This is a genomic window from Sulfurivermis sp., assembly GCF_059410345.1.
In genome coordinates, this window is sequence record NZ_JBLJDO010000032.1 from 1 (window position 1) to 14,844 (window position 14,844).

Sequence of the window (14,844 nt, forward strand, 5' to 3'; positions counted from 1 at the left end):
CTGATCACGGACCAGCCGAACCGCCCCCAATTTGAATTCCCGACTAAATTGCCTTCTTGCCATTTCTTACCTCCAGGTTTCATCATGCCACCTTAACTAGGTGTACGTGAAACCTGGGGCAGGCCACCCCCCCCCACACACACACATGGCGCATGTCGCTCGGCATGACGGGTTCTTAGAGTAAATCCATTGGTATCCGTCGCAAGGGCGAAAGAAGACTGCGGGCATAGCTGGGATGTCAGGGATCGTCCGGTGTTTTGGCTGACTGCGTTACACCATATCAATATCCATGAAACAGAAAATCGAGTGCCCCAGTGATGGCGTGTTGGTGCTGCGCGAGGGAGGCGGCTGGTGCTTTGAGCAGCTTCAGAGGCACGGCGGCGAGTTTGGGTGTTTCCATCAGACAGGTGATGCCTTCGATTTCGAAGACGGGACTCAGGCGTTCGGGGATGTTGGCGGGGGGGAACCGGTCACGGCGCCGCAGGGGCACGACGACACGGGTTTCCAATCCTTGCAACAGCTCGCTCTGCACGTCGAGCAGGTAAGGGACATCGGCGGCATGGGGACCGCTGTTGGGATAGACGTCGAAGCGCGCCATGATCAGAAGCTGCGCCATTCGGCCAGGGGCAGGCCTTCGGTTTCGACGGTTTGGTTATAGGCGGCGATGAATTCGGCGTTTTCCTGTTGCCAGCGGCGTTCCAGTTCCAGGCGCACCTGTTCGCGCAGGAACTGGTCGCAGGCCTGGGAAATGTTGATGCCTAGTGCCTTGGCCTGTTCCAGCACGTCGGTGGACAGGGTGATGTTGGTGGCCTTTTTGGGGTTTGTTGTCTGGCGCATGATGTGTTTCATGAGTGTTGGCTGCTAATGCGCATGATATGCCCACATGCCTTGCGTTGCCAGTGGCGGGGCGGAGAGAGTTTAGGGCTTTGTCATCAGGGTCAGGTGTTACTGCCGGTCGCCAGCCGGGCGGCCTGAAACAGATTTGCGCACGGGCGGCGCTTGTGGAAAAATCCTTGATGCGCAGCCTCAAGGTGGTTTTGTAAGTGATTGATTCGGAAGGTTACAGAGCGAATGTGGGAATTATCCTGAGCAATCGGGAGGGGCAGGTCTTGTGGGCGCGTCGCATCGGCCAGGATGCCTGGCAGTTTCCCCAGGGCGGTATCCAGAAGAATGAGAGCATCGAACAGGCGCTGTACCGCGAGCTGATGGAAGAGGTGGGGCTGGGGCCGGATGACGTGGAGATCCTCGGCGCCACCCGTGGCTGGTTGCGCTACCGCCTGCCCGAGCGCCTGGTGCGCCATCACAGCAAGCCGGTGTGTATCGGTCAGAAGCAGCGCTGGTTCATGCTGCGCCTGCTCGCCGACGACAGCCAGGTGCGTCTGGATCTGCACACCCCGCCGGAGTTCGACGAGTGGTGCTGGGTTTCTTACTGGCATCCACTGGACGAGATCGTCGCCTTCAAGCGCCGGGTCTACGAGCGTGCGTTGACCGAACTGGCCCCGCTGTTGTCCCCGGCGCCACAGGCGCGGCCGCCGCGGTTGCGCCGGGCCGGCGCAAAATTGTAGGAGCGGCTCTGCCGCGATCGGCCTGACCGGCGCAACCGCGGCAGGGCCGCTCCTATGGTTGAGCCATGCCATACATAACGATAACGATGTACTCCACCACACCCAGGACATCTTCATGCTGCAAACGCTGCGCCGCATCATACAGGAGGTAAACGCCGCCAAGGATCTGCAACAGGCGCTGCGCATCATCGTGCAGCGGGTGCAGAAGGAGATGGCGGTGGATGTGTGCTCCATCTATCTGGCCCACAACACCACGCGCGAATTGGTGCTGATGGCCACCGAGGGCCTCAATGCCGAGGCGGTGGGCAAGGTGCGCCTGAGCTGGGACCAGGGCCTGGTCGGTCTGGTGGCGGAGCGTGCCGAGCCGGTGAACAAGGAGGATGCCCCCAGCCATCCGCGCTATCTGTATTTTCCGGAAACCGGTGAGGAGCGCTACCACGCCTTCCTCGGTGTACCGATCATTCATCACCGCACCATCCACGGCGTGCTGGTAGTGCAGTCGCGCACCAGCGTGCGTTTCGATGAGGATGCGGTCACCTTCCTGGTGACCATCGCTGCGCAGCTGGCGGGCGCCATCGCCCATGCGGAGGCCAGCGGCGACATCGATACCTTATTGCAGCAGGGCCAGCTGGTGGACCATCGCCCTTTGCAGGGCCTGTCCGGCGCGCCGGGCGTGGCCATCGGCACTATCGTGGTGGTCACGTCGTCTGCCGATATCGAAACCGTGCCCAATCTGCTGGTGGACGACAGTGCCGCCGAGCTGAAGCAGTTCCGTGCGGCGGTACGCGCGGTGCGCAAGGATATCTCCGACATGTTGAAGCGTCTGCGCGCCAGCATGCCCGCCAGCGACAGCGCCCTGTTCGAGGCCTATCTGCTGATGCTGGAGGAAGGCTCGCTCATCGACGATACGGTGAAGCGCATCAAGGCCGGCGCCTGGGCGCCGAGCGCGCTGCGCGAGACGGTGCTGGAACATGTGCGTATCTTCGATCAGATGGAGGATGCCTATCTGCGCGAGCGCGCGCAGGATATCCGCGACCTCGGCCGCCGGGTGTTGGAGTATCTGCTGGGCGAGGAACGCAAGCCCATCGAATACCCCAAGAACACCGTGCTGGTGAGCGAGGAGGTCACGGCCTCGATGCTGGCCGAGGTGCCGCCCAAGCGGCTGGCCGGCGTGGTGTCGATGCGCGGTTCGCGCACCTCACACACCGCCATCCTGGCGCGTGCCCTCGGTGTGCCGGCGGTGATGGGCGTGGTGGACCTGCCGCTCAACAAGGTGCACGGCCGCGAGATCATTGCTGACGGTTACTCCGGCCGCGTCTACGTCAACCCGTCCAAGGACATCCGCCGCGAATACAAGCGGCTGCAAAAGGAAGAGGCGGAACTCACCGCCGAACTTCAGGCGCTGCGCAGCCAGCCGGCGGAGACGCCGGACGGTCTGCGCGTGCCGCTGTATGCCAACACTGGTCTGGTGTCCGACATCCGCCCCTCGCTCAATTCCGGTGCCGAGGGTGTGGGGCTGTACCGTACTGAATTTCCCTTCATGATCCGCGATCGCTTCCCGGGTGAGCAGGAACAGCTCGATGTGTACCGCCAGGTGCTGGAATCGTTTGCGCCGCGTCCGGTGGTGATGCGCACCCTCGACGTGGGCGGTGACAAGGCGCTGCCGTATTTCCCGATCAAGGAAGACAATCCCTTTCTTGGCTGGCGCGGCATTCGTATCACGTTGGATCACCCGGAGATATTCCTCACCCAGATCCGCGCCATGCTGCGCGCCAATGCGGGTATCGATAATCTCAATCTGTTGTTGCCGATGATCAGCAATCTGTCCCAGGTGGACGAGTCCATGGTGTTGATCCGCCGCGCCTGCGACGAGCTGCGCGAGGAGGGCCTGAACGTGAGCCTGCCGCGCGTCGGTGTGATGATCGAGGTGCCGGCCGCCGTATTCCAGGCCGATCGCCTGGCTCAGCGTGTCGATTTTCTTTCCATCGGTACCAACGACCTGACTCAGTATCTGCTCGCCGTGGATCGCAACAATGCACGTGTCGCCGAGTTGTTCGATTCGTTGCATCCTGCGGTGCTGAAGGCCCTGGTCAAGGTGGTGGACGGCGCCAACAAATACGGCAAGCCGGTGTCGGTGTGCGGTGAGATGGCCGGTGATCCGGCGGCGGCTCTATTGCTGCTCGGCATGGGCATCGATTCGTTGTCCATGAGTGCCTCCAGCCTGCCGCGCGTGAAGTGGGCCATCCGCTCCATCACCCGCAAGAAGGCCCAGGCCCTGCTCGGTGAGGTGTTGCAGATGGAAGAACCGCAGCAGGTGCGCGCGCGCCTCAATCAGGCGTTGGATGAGGCCGGTCTCGGCGGGTTGATCCGCGCCGGCAAGTAGGCGCGGCTGCGCCGCGATGTCCACGATGCCGCCTGAAAGCGTGTACCGCGGCGTAGCCGCTCCTACAATGTACCCATGGACACGTTGACCCATGCCTTGAGCGGCGCACTGTTGGCGCACGCCACCGCCCCGACCGCACCGCGTGCCGATCAGCTGCCGCTGCGCAGCCGGCTGCTGGTGGGGTTTCTCGCCGGCGCATTTCCTGACAGCGATGTGGTGATCCGCCTGTTCGGCGACGTGATTACCTACCTCAATCTCCACCGCGGCGTCACCCACTCCCTGCCCTTGCTGCCGCTGTGGGCAGTGTTGCTGGCACTGTTGTTCGCCGCACTGTGGCGCAGGCGTTATTCCTGGCGCGCGTTTTACAGCATCACCCTGCTGGCATTGTTCATCCATGTGCTCGGCGACGTGGTCACCGTCTACGGCACCAAGATATTTGCGCCGTTCAGCGATTACCGCGCCCAGCTCCCGGCCATATTCATCATCGACCTGGTGTTCACCGGCATCATTGTCGCCGGCCTGCTGGCGGCCTGGTGGTGGCGCAGCCGCGTGCCGGCCGTGTTGGGACTGGTGGTGTTGGCCGGCTATGTGGGGAGCCAGAGCTGGCAAATGACCGAGGCGCGCGCCGTGGGCACCCGCTATGCCGCCGCGCAAGGTGTGCAGGCGGTGGCGATCAGCGCCTTGCCGCAGCCGCTGTCACCGTTCCACTGGAAGATCCTGGTGCAGGACGGGCAGGGGTACCACGTGGCCGATGTGCATCTGCGGCGCCAGATCGCCTTGGCCGATCCTGGGCCGGAAGCGGGTTTCTTCCGCCGCCTGGCAGCGCTGTATCGCCCGCTGGACGACCCGCGCTGGCGCTATCAGCCGCAATTTGGCGCGGGCCCGGAACGGCCTGTTCTGGCGGAGGCGGTGTGGCAGGATGCCGCTCTGGCGGAGCTGCGCCGCTTTACCGAATACCCGGCGCTCTACGCCATTGCGGAGCAGGGCGATGAAGTATGCGTGTGGTTCTACGATCTGCGTTTCGAACTGCGCAATTTGCGCAATCCCTTCATCTTCGGCGGCTGCCGCGCAGGCAACGACGGCGCGTGGCGGCTGGAGCGATTGATTGAGTAGGCGCCGAGTCCTCGCGGCGAACAGGCGCCTATTGGCCCACGGAGTGGGCTCCTAGCGTATCTTCAGGCTACCGATGATCTCCGCCAGCTCTTCATCTTCGGCACCCTCCAACTCTTCCGGGCAATCGTAGGTGATGAAGAACACGCAGTTGCCGGCGGCCAGATACCATTCCTTCCAGGCCATGCCCTCTTCGACATAGAAGAACAACAGACCGCTCATGTCGCCCAGATGGACGTCCATGCGGCGGGCGCCTGAGGCAATGGTATCGGCGGCCAGTTCGAGCAACTCTTCCTCTGTGGTGGCGACATCTTCCTTACAGAAGCAGCTGATCTCCAGCGTGCCGACGCCATCGTCCGGATCGTAGATCAGGACGCTGTCCTCGTCGGTTTCCATAATCCACCCCTGCGGGCAGGTGGCGGTCCAGAGCGGATGATTGGCAGTGGGCATGGTGGGTACGGGCAGTGGGAAAAGGAAGGCAATTATATCAGTTGTGTTGCCAGGGCAGGCCAGTGGTGTCCAGTTGTTCCAGGCAGGCGTCGACCACCAAGGCGTCGTAGCACACGCCGCGCCCGCGCTGTAACTCGGCCCGTGCCTGTTCCACCGTGAGCGCAGGTCGATAGGGGCGGTGGGAGGTCATGGCTTCGACTACATCGGCCACGGCAATGATGCGCGCCTCCAGTATGATGGCATCGCCTTGCAACTTTTGCGGGTAGCCGCTGCCGTCGAGGCGCTCCTGGTGTTGCAGAATCATGTCCTGCACCGGCCAGGGCAGGTCCACATCCTTGAGGATGTCGTAACCCATCTGCGGATGGGTCTTGACCAGGGCGTATTCGTAGTCGTTGAGCTTGCCCGGCCGGTTGAGAATTTCGGTCGGTACATAGATGTTGCCCAGGTCATGGATCAGTGCACCGAGGCGAACGCCTTCCACCTGGGCCGGCGGCAAGCCCATGCGTTCGGCAATGGCACCTGCCAGGCGAGCGGTGCGTTCGTGATGGCCGGCGGTATAGGGATCGCGTTTTTCCACCGAGCGCGTCAGCGCCTGCACCAGCTGCAGCAAGGCCTGATCCAGGGCGTGGGAGGCGGTGCGGGCCTGCTGCTCGGCGGCCCTGCGCGCGCTGATATCTTCCACGACGGCGATGAAATACTCGGGGGCGCCGGCGTTGTCACGGTGCAGGGATACGGTCAGGTTGGCCCACAGGTTGCTGCCGTTGTTGCGCACATAGCGCTTTTCCATGGTGTAGGTGTCGATGCTTCCCTCCAGCAGGCGCTGTACCTGTTCCAGATCGGCATGCAGATCGTCGGGGTGGGTCAGATCCTGGAAGGTGAGCGAACGTAGCTCGTCGGCGCTGTAGCCGAGGATGGCGCACATCTTGTTGTTGACGCGCAGCCAACGGCCATCCAGCCCGACATGGGCTATACCCACCGCCGCCTGTTCGAAGGTGTTGCGAAAATATTGCTCACTTCTCTGCGCAGCCTCACGCGATGAAAGCACGATGCCGATGCTGCGTTGGATGAGGTGATAGAGCAGGGCGCCGGTGATGGCGACGAAGGCCCAGCCCTTGAGAGTTTGCAACTGCGCCATGCGCACCGGGTTGTCGATGAGCAGATTCAGCAGTTGATCGGAAAACAGGATGTACAGCGCCGCGAACAACACATACATGCCGACGATGCGCAATGCCTCGCTATGTTTATCCATTTGACTAGTGCTCCCTGTCTGTTGCTGGCGGGCATCCTGCGCGCCGGCTGTCAGTTCATGCGGCGCGCAGCGCCTTGCTGCTGTTATCCGCCCAACTCACCGCGGCCAGATAGGCACTGTTGTAGTCGATGGAAACGGTGTCCCGTTGTGCCAGACCATCCCATTCGCCGCGCTCGTAGCGGATGGCGTTGTCGAGCAGCGCACCCAGGGCTCCTTCCCGATTCAACAGCGCCAGCTTGATGGGCATGGACAACGGCATCTGATCGAGCAGATTTTCCATCGGCAGGTCGAGCATGGCATCCAGCAGCGAGAACAGACCGGCGGTAAAGGCCTGGTTGCTGTCGATATTCACATCGGTGACCGACAGCAGTTCACACATGCGGGCGCGGATCAGCGCGATGGTCATCAGCTCACGCGGTTTGCGGTCGTCGATTTGCGACAGCAGCAGCAGGGTGGCCCAGTTGCGCACCGTGCCGAGGCCCAGCAGCATCAGCGCCTGGCGGATGGAGTCCACCTCGCGGCGCAGGCCGAAGGTGGCGCAATTGATGTAGCGCAGCAGGCGGAACGACAGGATGACGTCCTGAGCGATGAGCTGCTCTATCTCACGCAGTTCGCTGGCCGGATTCTGCAACTGGGCGATCAGGCTGAGCACCACGCTGCGGTTCGCCGTGGCTGTACGTGTCTGAATGACATCGGGGTAGCTGAAGAAATAGCCTTGGAACAGATCAAAGCCCAACTCCTGACACATCGCATAATGGGCGGGAGTCTCCACCTTCTCAGCGATCAGTTTCAGCTTATGTTGTCGCAGCCGCTCCACGGTGCGCGCCAGTTCATCACGCTCCATCGTCAGCACGTCCAGCTTGACGTAGGTGGCCAGCTCCAGCAGGGGCAGGGTGTCATGCTTGAGCAGGTAGTCATCCAGGGCGATGCGGTAACCCTGTGCTACCAGGCCACGCACACCATCAATGATGGCCGGCGTGGGTTCGATGGTCTCCAGCAGCTCAAACACCACCTGTTCGTGGGACATGGGCAGCGGATAGTGGCCGCTGAAGAAGTCGCTGGTGATGTTGATGAAGGCCGGTTTGCTGCCGACGATATTCTCCAGCCCGATCTCCATGAAGGTGTTGATGATGAGCTGGGAGGTGGCAAGGTCGCCGTTGGCGAAGGCGGCACGATTGTCATTGCTGCGCCGATACAGCAGTTCGTAGGCAAAGACATCCAGCGCCCGGTCGTAAATGGGCTGGCGGCCGACGAATGTTCCCTTGGTATAGTTGTTGTGCGTCATGCCGATCCCTGTGGTGTTGTGCTAATCCGTCGCGCGGTACAGCGCCAGCAGTTCGTCGACGCGGCAACGTTTGTGGCCGTGACAACTGATGGAACGTTGCACCGATAGCTGCTCTATGTCGGCAGCCTTGTAGGCGCTGCGGGTAAACGGCGTGTCGTGGTTGGATATTAGCACGGTGATGCCTCGGCGCGCCGCCTGGGCCGCTATGTCGGCCAGGCGCTGCTGCTGTTCCAGGGAGAAGCCGTCGGCGTGGTAGGCGGTGAAGCTGCTGGATAGGGACAGCGGCACATAGGGTGGGTCGCAATACACCACATCGCCGCTGCGGATGCGGCGCAGGGTCTGTTCGAAGGTTTCGTGGCGGAACACGGCGCGCCTGGCCTTGTGGTGGAAGGCGAGCATTTCCTGTTGCGGAAAATAGGGCTTCTTGTAGCGGCCGAAGGGGACGTTGAAGCCGCCTTTGGCGTTGTAGCGGCACAAGCCGTTGTAGCCGTGGCGATTGAGATAGACGAACAATACAGCACGGCGGCGGACGTCGTTGCAGGCATTGAACTCGGCGCGCAGCCGGTAATACGCCTCGGCGGTGTTGTTGGCCGGACGGAACAGCTTGCGGCAGTCGGTGATAAAGTCCTCGCCCCCGGCCTTCAATGCATTGTAGAGATCGATCAGATCCTTGTTGCCGTCGGCCAGCAGGTAACGCGGGTAGTCGGTGTTGAGGAACACCGCGCCGGAGCCGGTGAACGGTTCCACCAGCCGGCGTCCGGCGGGCAGGCGTGCCCGAACCCGCTCGATGATGCGGTATTTGTTGCCGGCCCATTTGAGAAACGGGCGCACAGGCGCGGTGCGGGTGGTCATCAGCATGATCAGATCGGCTTGATGAACACCTTGGAGCGGCGCTGCCAGTTGTACATGGCCTGCTTCTTCACCGGCAGTTCCTTGATGTCGGCCTCGCGGAAGCCGCGCTCCTGGAACCAGTGCGCGGTGCGCGTGGTGAGCACGAACAGCCGGTTGATGCCCATGTCTTTGGCTTGCCGCTCGATGAAGGCCAGCAGCACGTCGCCGCGGCCCTGCTTGCGGTAGTCGCGATGCACCGCCAGGCAGGCCAGCTCGCCCACCTGTTCCTCGGCAAAGGGATACAGCGCGGCACAGGCGACGATCATGCCGTCGCGTTCGGTGACCACGAACTGATCGATCTCCATCTCCAGCAGCTCACGCGAGCGGCGCACCAGCACCCCCTCGGCCTCCAGCGGGGCGATGAGTTCCAGGATGCCGCCGACGTCGTCGATGCTGGCGCGGCGTGTGCCCTCGAACAGCTCGCCGCTGACCAGGGTGCCGATGCCGTCGCGGGTGAACAGCTCCAGCAGCAGGGCGCCGTCGACGTGGCGGTCGATGAGATGGGCGCGGCGCACGCCGCCGCGGCAGGCGCGCAGCGCGCCGCCCAGGCAACGCGCCATTTCCTCGGACAGCTTGCGGGCCAGTGCCTGTTCCGCCTCGGCCAGCCCCAGCTCGCGTACCAGCCGGCGCCGGCTGTCGGTGACACCCTTGGCGTCGGTGAGGAAGATCAGTTTGTCCGCGCGCAGCTGCATGGCCGTGGCGGTGGCCACATCCTCGGCGCTGAGGTTGAAGGTTTCGCCGGTGGGCGAGTAGCCGATGGGTGACAGCAGCACGATGGCGCCATCGTGCAATTGTTTCTGGATCGCCTCGCCGTCGATGCGGCGCACCTCGCCGGTGTGCTGGTAGTCGATACCGTCGCGCACGCCCAGCGGCTGGGCGGCGACGAAGTTGCCGGAGGTGACGCGGATGCGCGCACCGGCCATGGGCGAGTTGGCCAGGCCCATGGAGAGCAGGGCCTCGATCTCCAGCCGCACCGTGCCGGCCGCTTCCTTGACGCAGGCCAGCGCTTCGCTGTCGGTGACGCGCAGGCCGTTTTCGTAATGCAGTTCGATGCCGCGGGCGTTGAGCCGCTCCTCGATCTGCGGCCGCGCGCCGTGCACCAGCACCAGGCGCACCCCCAGGCTGTTGAGCAGGCCGATGTCATGCACGAAGCTGGCGAATTGGTCCTCGGCCACCAGTTCGCCGCCGAAGGTGATGACGAAGGTACGGCCGCGGAAGGCGTTGATATAGGGCGTGGAGCCGCGGAACCAGCGGACAAAGGCCTGTTCGTCAGTGGGCGTGGTCACGGCGTTGGAGTCCTTGTTATTGATCGCACAAGGTATTCTCCGGTGTGGCGCTGGCTTAGGCAACAGGAAAGTTTTGGATTTCGAATGGCGACGGAATTCGAAACTAAGCGAGACAGAACCGCGCAATCAGCCCTTTCAAGATGCCCACCATGGGATCAATGCGCCCCAGCGCCAGATACTCGTCCGGCTGGTGCGCCTGGGCGATGTCGCCGGGGCCGAGGATGATGGTGTCCATACCGAGTCGGTTCAGGTACGGGCCTTCCGTGCAGAAGGCGACCGCCTCGGCGTCGTGGCCGGTGAGCTGTTCCCCCGCCTGCACGATGGCCGAGGTGGCGGGAGTGTGCATGGCCGGGGTGCCGTGGAACAGGCGCCGCACCTCCAGGTGCAGGCCGCTGCCGGCCAGGGTCTCGCCCAGGCGCTGTTCCATGGTGGCTCGCAGTTCGTCCAGTTCCATGCCGGGCAACGGGCGCAGGTCGATGTGCAGGTCGCACTGGCCGCAGATGCGGTTCGGATTGTCGCCGCCGTGGATGTGGCCCAGGTTGAGGGTGGGGACCGGCACGGTGAAACGGGGATCGCGGTGGCGTGCCTGCAACTCGCCGCGCCAGGCCAGCAGTTCGCCGATGACCTTGTGCATCCCCTCCAGGGCGCTGTTGCCGAGGGACGGGTCGCTGGAGTGGCCGGAGCGGCCGGTGAGACGGATGCCTTCCATCAGGATGCCCTTGTGGGCGTTGACGGGCTTGAGGCCAGTGGGTTCGCCGATGACGGCATGGCGTGCCCGCGGCCGGCCCAGTTCCACCAGCGCCTGGGCGCCTTCCATGGAGCTCTCCTCGTCGGCGGTGGCGAGCAGGATCAGCGGTTGTCTCAGGTCGCCGGCCTGCAGGCCGCGCGCCGCCTCGATGGCCAGGGCAAAAAAGCCCTTCATGTCCGAGGTGCCGAGGCCGTAGAAACGGTTGTCCGCCTCGACCAGGCGGAACGGATCGTGGTTCCAGCGGCCTTCGTCGTAGGGCACGGTGTCGGTGTGGCCGGCCAGCACCAGGCCGCCCGGTCCCTGGCCCAGGGTGGCGATGAGATTGGCCTTGTGCGGCTGGCTGGGCAGCGGCAGCACCTCCACCTGGAAGCCCATGCCGGCCAGCCACAGCGCCAGCAGGTCGATCACCGGGCGGTTGCTGGTGTCGAATTCCGGGCTGACGCTGCTCATGGAGGGGGCGGCGATCAGGGCGGCGAGCATGGCGTGCAGGGAGGGGGGCGGTGTGGTCATGGACGGTTTTCCGGGTGCCGGGAATGCGTAGTGTAATGCATGGGGGCGTGCTAGATTGATCAGCGTTGTTTTGGCGCTCTTTTAAATGGTTTGCGCGCTACGCGGATTGATTTTGACGGGGGATTCCGTCCCCCTACGCCGGGTTACTTTTCTTTGAGCGGCCAAAGAAAAGTAACCAAAAGAAAGGCCGCCCCGATGTCTCGCCGCTGTCGCGGTCCCCTGCGCTACTCGCCCGGGGCGGGTTCTTCCGACGGCACGTCCGTGTGCCGACGGAAGAATGTGTAACCCGGCGCGAAATTTGCGACACAGCGGCGTTTGATTTGCGACGGCCACAAAGCGGCTTTGAAACGGCTTTAACGGCTAGTTGATGCTGCTGACAACGCCGTCGCGGAAATGGACGTACTGTGCCTTGCCTGCCCCCTTGCGGTAGACCCACTGCTCAGTCACGCCGGACTCGTAAACGGACCTGTTGATGGTGGTCGGATCACCCCAGGCGCGGCGTACCCAGTCTGGGGTCATGCCGATGGCGACGCGCCGGCGCTCGGCCAGGGCGCGGAACTCGGCCTGTTGCAGCATGGCGCGCTGGCCTTCGGTCAGCGCGCCATCCACATCCGCTTGCTCAGACGCGGGGGCCGTCCTGATACGGACCTCCTCCGCATCGGCCGCGCACGGCGTCTGCGAGAACACCGCTTCGCCGTTGATCTGGCATTTATAGACGGCGGCGGCCGGGCTTGCGGCGAGCAGGGCGGCGAGTGCGGCGGCGGTGATGGCTACTACTGCTGTCATTGAGTCCGCTGCTCCCTCAACACGGCGATCCTGTCCTTCGCCAGCTTGATCTTGGTGTTGTACTTCTCCACCACGGCCTGCATCTCGGTGGCGATGGATTGTTCCCAGGTGGCGCCGGCGAGGTTGTTGGAAGCGCTGGCCTTCTGATCGCGTAGCGCGGCCAATTCCCTGTCCATGTCGCGCTGGTATACCTCTATGGCGGTTTCCAGCTTCTTTATCTCAATCCCCGCTTCGCGGCTCTTGCGTTCCGCGCGCATGGCGGCGTTCTCCCCGGACGCCCAGCTGGCGCGCTCTTCCGCTGCTTTTGCCTCTTCCTCGCTGGGACGGTGCACCTTGACCTCGACCCTCTCCGCATCAGCCGCGCACGGCGTCTGCGAGAACACCGTTTCGCCGTTGACCTGGCACTTGTAGATGGCGGCCACGGGACCTGCGGTGAGCAGGGCGGCGAGTGCGGCGGCGGTGATGATCCCTCTCATGGTTGTGTCTCCCTCTGTTGGTCTGCGGCAATGGTAGCGCCGTTACACCTCGATCTCTACCTGGCTCAGGCTGGGCGCCGGCCCCTCGATGCGGCCGCTGCGGATGTACACGGCGGACTCCTCCGCCGCCTCGCCGCGGACGCGGACGCTGCCGCCGCCGACCAGTAGCACGGTGGCGGTGCCGTCGAGGTGCTGTTGCTCTACGGTGCCCATGAGCAGCGGGTCGCCTGGCAGGAGGCGGCGGAACCGTGCCCACTGGTTGGGCGTGTCCTCGCCCAGGGTGAGGGTCTGGCGCACCGTGACGCCGCGGGTGCTGCGCTCAACGACCACCGACGCTGCGTTGATGATGCCGTGGTGGGTGTCGTTGCCGACGGTGGCGCGCAGGAGGTCTCCTATCTGCCCCAGCGGGAACGTGCTGCCGTCGAGCGGCAGGGTCAGGCTGCGCAGCTCGGGCTGGCGGTGCTGACCGGCCAGGAGGCGGCTGCCGAGGGCGCGGGCGGCGTCGGCGTGGGTGATGAGCGGGTGGCTGGCGGTGGGCGCCACGCGGTCGCCGGCGCTGAGGGTGCGCTTGACCCTGGCGAGGACGCCGCCGACGGCGCCGCCGTGGACATAGACCGCATTGGCCTGGGTGGTGACGGCCTGGCGCCGCTCCAGGCGTCTGATCGCGGCGTCGGGCACCACCAGCGCCGGTGTGGCGGTGCCGTAGTCCCAGGGCAACACCGGATAACGCGGCTGCACGCGCAGCACGCGGCTGCCGGGTGCCGGCCGCACGACGTAGCCGGCCGCCTGCGCGATCTCGTGGATGGCCTGGGCCGGTGTTTTGCCCTGCCAGCTCCAGGCGCCGGCGGGCACCAGCCAGTCGGGCGCCTGCCAGTCGATGCTCCAACCCTCGCCGATGGGCAGGTGCGCGGCGGCCAATTGCTGCGCGGTGGCGATCGCCGCGCTCTCGCCGCTGGCGGGCAGCTCGTAAGGCTGGCCGAGCCAGCCGGTCAGGCCGCGGCCCTTGACGCTGACGCCGCGCCTGCCGAACTCCCGATCCTCCGTACAGTCCTCCACCAGCAGGTGCCAGGTGTAGCCGTCGATCGTCGCCTCCAGGGTGACGGGCTGGCCATCCTGGTCGGGCTGTACCGCCTCCAGCGCGGCGGCGCCGAGCAGGTTGCCGCTCCACTGCCAGGCCCAGGCGTCGGCGTCGAGGCTGAGGGTGAGGCGGCTGGCCTCGATGGGGTGGCGGTCGGGCAGGCGCACGACCTCGATGTCATGGATCATCAGATAGACCCTCCGAACGGGGATGACGTGATCGCCCTGCGGCAGGTTGATGCAGACGCGGCCGATGGGCAGGTTGGCGGTGCCGTCGCGCTGGCAACGCAGGTCTAGATCGGGCGTGGGCCGGTACGGCTCCGGCTCCGGCGGAATCCAAATGTCCGGGCGAGGCCATAGCGCCTCCACGCGCCCGGCGACTTCCCAGGGGATGCGCCGATCGTGGCGGTGGCGCTGGGGCTGCATGCTGTAGCCCAGCGCGGCCAGCAGCAGACGCGCCACGCCCACGCCCCAGGGCAGTGTCGGCCGGGCCTGCTGGCGCGGCGGGTGGCGATAGGTGCTGCCGCGCGTGTCTCCCAGCGGTCGGCCGATCTGCCAGGCCTCGCTGCGTGCCCGGTTCTGCCGCGGCGGCACGGCCCAGGCGCCGCCGCTGCTGCGGTGGTGCGCGGCGGCGCTCTCCCAGCGGTCGGTGCCAACGCTGCGGCGGCGGGCGCTCTGCTGCCAGGGCGCACCAGTGCCTGCCTGCATCGGCGCGGCCGGCTGCCAGTTATCGCCGCGGCTGGGGCGGTGGCGGGTGCCATCCTGCCAGGCGCTGCCGGCGTGACTCTCGCAGCGGGCGCCGTCCTGGTGCGGGGCGCGGGCGGTGGACTGCGGGCCGCGCCAGACGTCGACCAGGTAGAGCGCGGCCGTGTCGGTGCCGACCTCCTCCAGCGTCACATCTGCCTCGATGAGGTACAGCGGGCCGAGCAGCGCGTCGACGGCCAGTTCGGCGAGCGTGATCTCGCTGTCGATAACCGCCGCCCCGGCAACGTCGGCGCCTAGTTTGAGGTCGGCGGTGCCGTCGCGGG

General features: G+C 64.9%; 14 protein-coding genes. 3 read left to right on the forward strand and 11 right to left on the reverse strand.

Features of this window, described 5'->3' with window-relative positions:
- Window positions 1-280: 280 nt before the first annotated feature.
- Both ACMV8A_RS15160 and ACMV8A_RS15165 read right to left on the reverse strand, forming a co-directional pair.
- Complete coding sequence (locus ACMV8A_RS15160; RefSeq protein WP_495326723.1) at window positions 281-616, reverse strand: CcdB family protein; 336 nt, start codon at window positions 614-616, stop codon at window positions 281-283.
- Window positions 601-837 (reverse strand): type II toxin-antitoxin system CcdA family antitoxin, encoded by a 237-nt coding sequence (locus ACMV8A_RS15165; RefSeq protein ID WP_495326724.1) that lies wholly within the window; start codon window positions 835-837, stop codon window positions 601-603. Before ACMV8A_RS15165 ends, ACMV8A_RS15160 begins: the two co-directional genes overlap by 16 nt.
- Window positions 838-1,043: 206 nt before the next feature.
- On the opposite strand from ACMV8A_RS15165, the gene ACMV8A_RS15170 reads away from it, so the two are divergent.
- The 3 genes from ACMV8A_RS15170 to ACMV8A_RS15180 all read left to right on the forward strand — a co-directional run bounded on the left by ACMV8A_RS15170 (window position 1,044) and on the right by ACMV8A_RS15180 (window position 5,061).
- Window positions 1,044-1,565: an RNA pyrophosphohydrolase gene (locus ACMV8A_RS15170; protein ID WP_495326725.1), complete on the forward strand. Its 522-nt coding sequence runs from the start codon at window positions 1,044-1,046 to the stop codon at window positions 1,563-1,565.
- Between the two features lie 115 nt (window positions 1,566-1,680).
- Window positions 1,681-3,948: a phosphoenolpyruvate--protein phosphotransferase gene (gene ptsP / locus ACMV8A_RS15175; protein ID WP_495326726.1), complete on the forward strand. Its 2,268-nt coding sequence runs from the start codon at window positions 1,681-1,683 to the stop codon at window positions 3,946-3,948.
- A 75-nt stretch (window positions 3,949-4,023) separates the two neighbouring features.
- Window positions 4,024-5,061, forward strand: coding sequence for a metal-dependent hydrolase (locus tag ACMV8A_RS15180; protein WP_495326727.1), 1,038 nt, complete (start codon window positions 4,024-4,026; stop codon window positions 5,059-5,061).
- 51 nt (window positions 5,062-5,112) lie between these two features.
- Here ACMV8A_RS15180 and ACMV8A_RS15185 read toward each other — a convergent pair whose 3' ends face one another.
- The 9 genes from ACMV8A_RS15185 to ACMV8A_RS15225 form a co-directional block, all read right to left on the reverse strand.
- The gene (locus ACMV8A_RS15185) at window positions 5,113-5,508 is read right to left on the reverse strand and encodes a hypothetical protein (RefSeq protein ID WP_495326728.1); all 396 of its coding nucleotides are present in this window, start codon (window positions 5,506-5,508) and stop codon (window positions 5,113-5,115) included.
- Between the two features lie 37 nt (window positions 5,509-5,545).
- Entirely contained in the window at window positions 5,546-6,757 is a 1,212-nt protein-coding gene (locus ACMV8A_RS15190; protein WP_495326729.1) for an HD-GYP domain-containing protein, read from the reverse strand.
- Window positions 6,758-6,812: 55 nt separating this feature from the next.
- Window positions 6,813-8,042: an EAL and HDOD domain-containing protein gene (locus ACMV8A_RS15195; protein ID WP_495326730.1), complete on the reverse strand. Its 1,230-nt coding sequence runs from the start codon at window positions 8,040-8,042 to the stop codon at window positions 6,813-6,815.
- Window positions 8,043-8,063: 21 nt separating this feature from the next.
- Window positions 8,064-8,900 carry a Dam family site-specific DNA-(adenine-N6)-methyltransferase gene (locus ACMV8A_RS15200; protein WP_495326731.1) on the reverse strand — a complete coding sequence of 279 codons (837 nt, stop codon included), beginning with the start codon at window positions 8,898-8,900 and terminating at the stop codon, window positions 8,064-8,066.
- A 2-nt stretch (window positions 8,901-8,902) separates the two neighbouring features.
- A complete protein-coding gene (gene argA, locus ACMV8A_RS15205) occupies window positions 8,903-10,219 on the reverse strand; it encodes an amino-acid N-acetyltransferase (RefSeq protein ID WP_495326732.1) in 1,317 nt (438 codons plus the stop codon).
- A 103-nt stretch (window positions 10,220-10,322) separates the two neighbouring features.
- Entirely contained in the window at window positions 10,323-11,477 is a 1,155-nt protein-coding gene (gene argE, locus ACMV8A_RS15210) for an acetylornithine deacetylase (RefSeq protein ID WP_495326733.1), read from the reverse strand.
- A gap of 360 nt (window positions 11,478-11,837) precedes the next feature.
- Window positions 11,838-12,263, reverse strand: coding sequence for a DUF4124 domain-containing protein (locus ACMV8A_RS15215; protein ID WP_495326734.1), 426 nt, complete (start codon window positions 12,261-12,263; stop codon window positions 11,838-11,840).
- On the reverse strand, window positions 12,260-12,739 hold the full coding sequence (locus ACMV8A_RS15220) for a DUF4124 domain-containing protein (RefSeq protein ID WP_495326735.1): 480 nt from the start codon (window positions 12,737-12,739) through the stop codon (window positions 12,260-12,262). The genes ACMV8A_RS15215 and ACMV8A_RS15220 overlap by 4 nt, the downstream gene beginning before the upstream one ends.
- Before the next feature lie 42 nt (window positions 12,740-12,781).
- Window positions 12,782-14,844: hypothetical protein (locus ACMV8A_RS15225; RefSeq protein WP_495326736.1), on the reverse strand; the 2,063-nt coding region annotated here is incomplete at its 5' end.

What these genes read in the sequence shown, in the direction of transcription:
- ACMV8A_RS15200 (WP_495326731.1), bottom strand. Translation starts at nt 8,900, where the DNA reads ATGCTGATGACCACCCGCACCGCGCCTGTGCGCCCGTTTCTCAAATGG.
- argE (WP_495326733.1), bottom strand. Translation starts at nt 11,477, where the DNA reads ATGACCACACCGCCCCCCTCCCTGCACGCCATGCTCGCCGCCCTGATC.
- ptsP (WP_495326726.1), top strand. Translation starts at nt 1,681, where the DNA reads ATGCTGCAAACGCTGCGCCGCATCATACAGGAGGTAAACGCCGCCAAG.
- ACMV8A_RS15190 (WP_495326729.1), bottom strand. Translation starts at nt 6,757, where the DNA reads ATGGATAAACATAGCGAGGCATTGCGCATCGTCGGCATGTATGTGTTG.
- ACMV8A_RS15165 (WP_495326724.1), bottom strand. Translation starts at nt 837, where the DNA reads ATGCGCCAGACAACAAACCCCAAAAAGGCCACCAACATCACCCTGTCC.
- ACMV8A_RS15195 (WP_495326730.1), bottom strand. Translation starts at nt 8,042, where the DNA reads ATGACGCACAACAACTATACCAAGGGAACATTCGTCGGCCGCCAGCCC.
- ACMV8A_RS15215 (WP_495326734.1), bottom strand. Translation starts at nt 12,263, where the DNA reads ATGACAGCAGTAGTAGCCATCACCGCCGCCGCACTCGCCGCCCTGCTC.
- ACMV8A_RS15185 (WP_495326728.1), bottom strand. Translation starts at nt 5,508, where the DNA reads ATGCCCACTGCCAATCATCCGCTCTGGACCGCCACCTGCCCGCAGGGG.
- ACMV8A_RS15180 (WP_495326727.1), top strand. Translation starts at nt 4,024, where the DNA reads ATGGACACGTTGACCCATGCCTTGAGCGGCGCACTGTTGGCGCACGCC.
- ACMV8A_RS15220 (WP_495326735.1), bottom strand. Translation starts at nt 12,739, where the DNA reads ATGAGAGGGATCATCACCGCCGCCGCACTCGCCGCCCTGCTCACCGCA.
- ACMV8A_RS15160 (WP_495326723.1), bottom strand. Translation starts at nt 616, where the DNA reads ATGGCGCAGCTTCTGATCATGGCGCGCTTCGACGTCTATCCCAACAGC.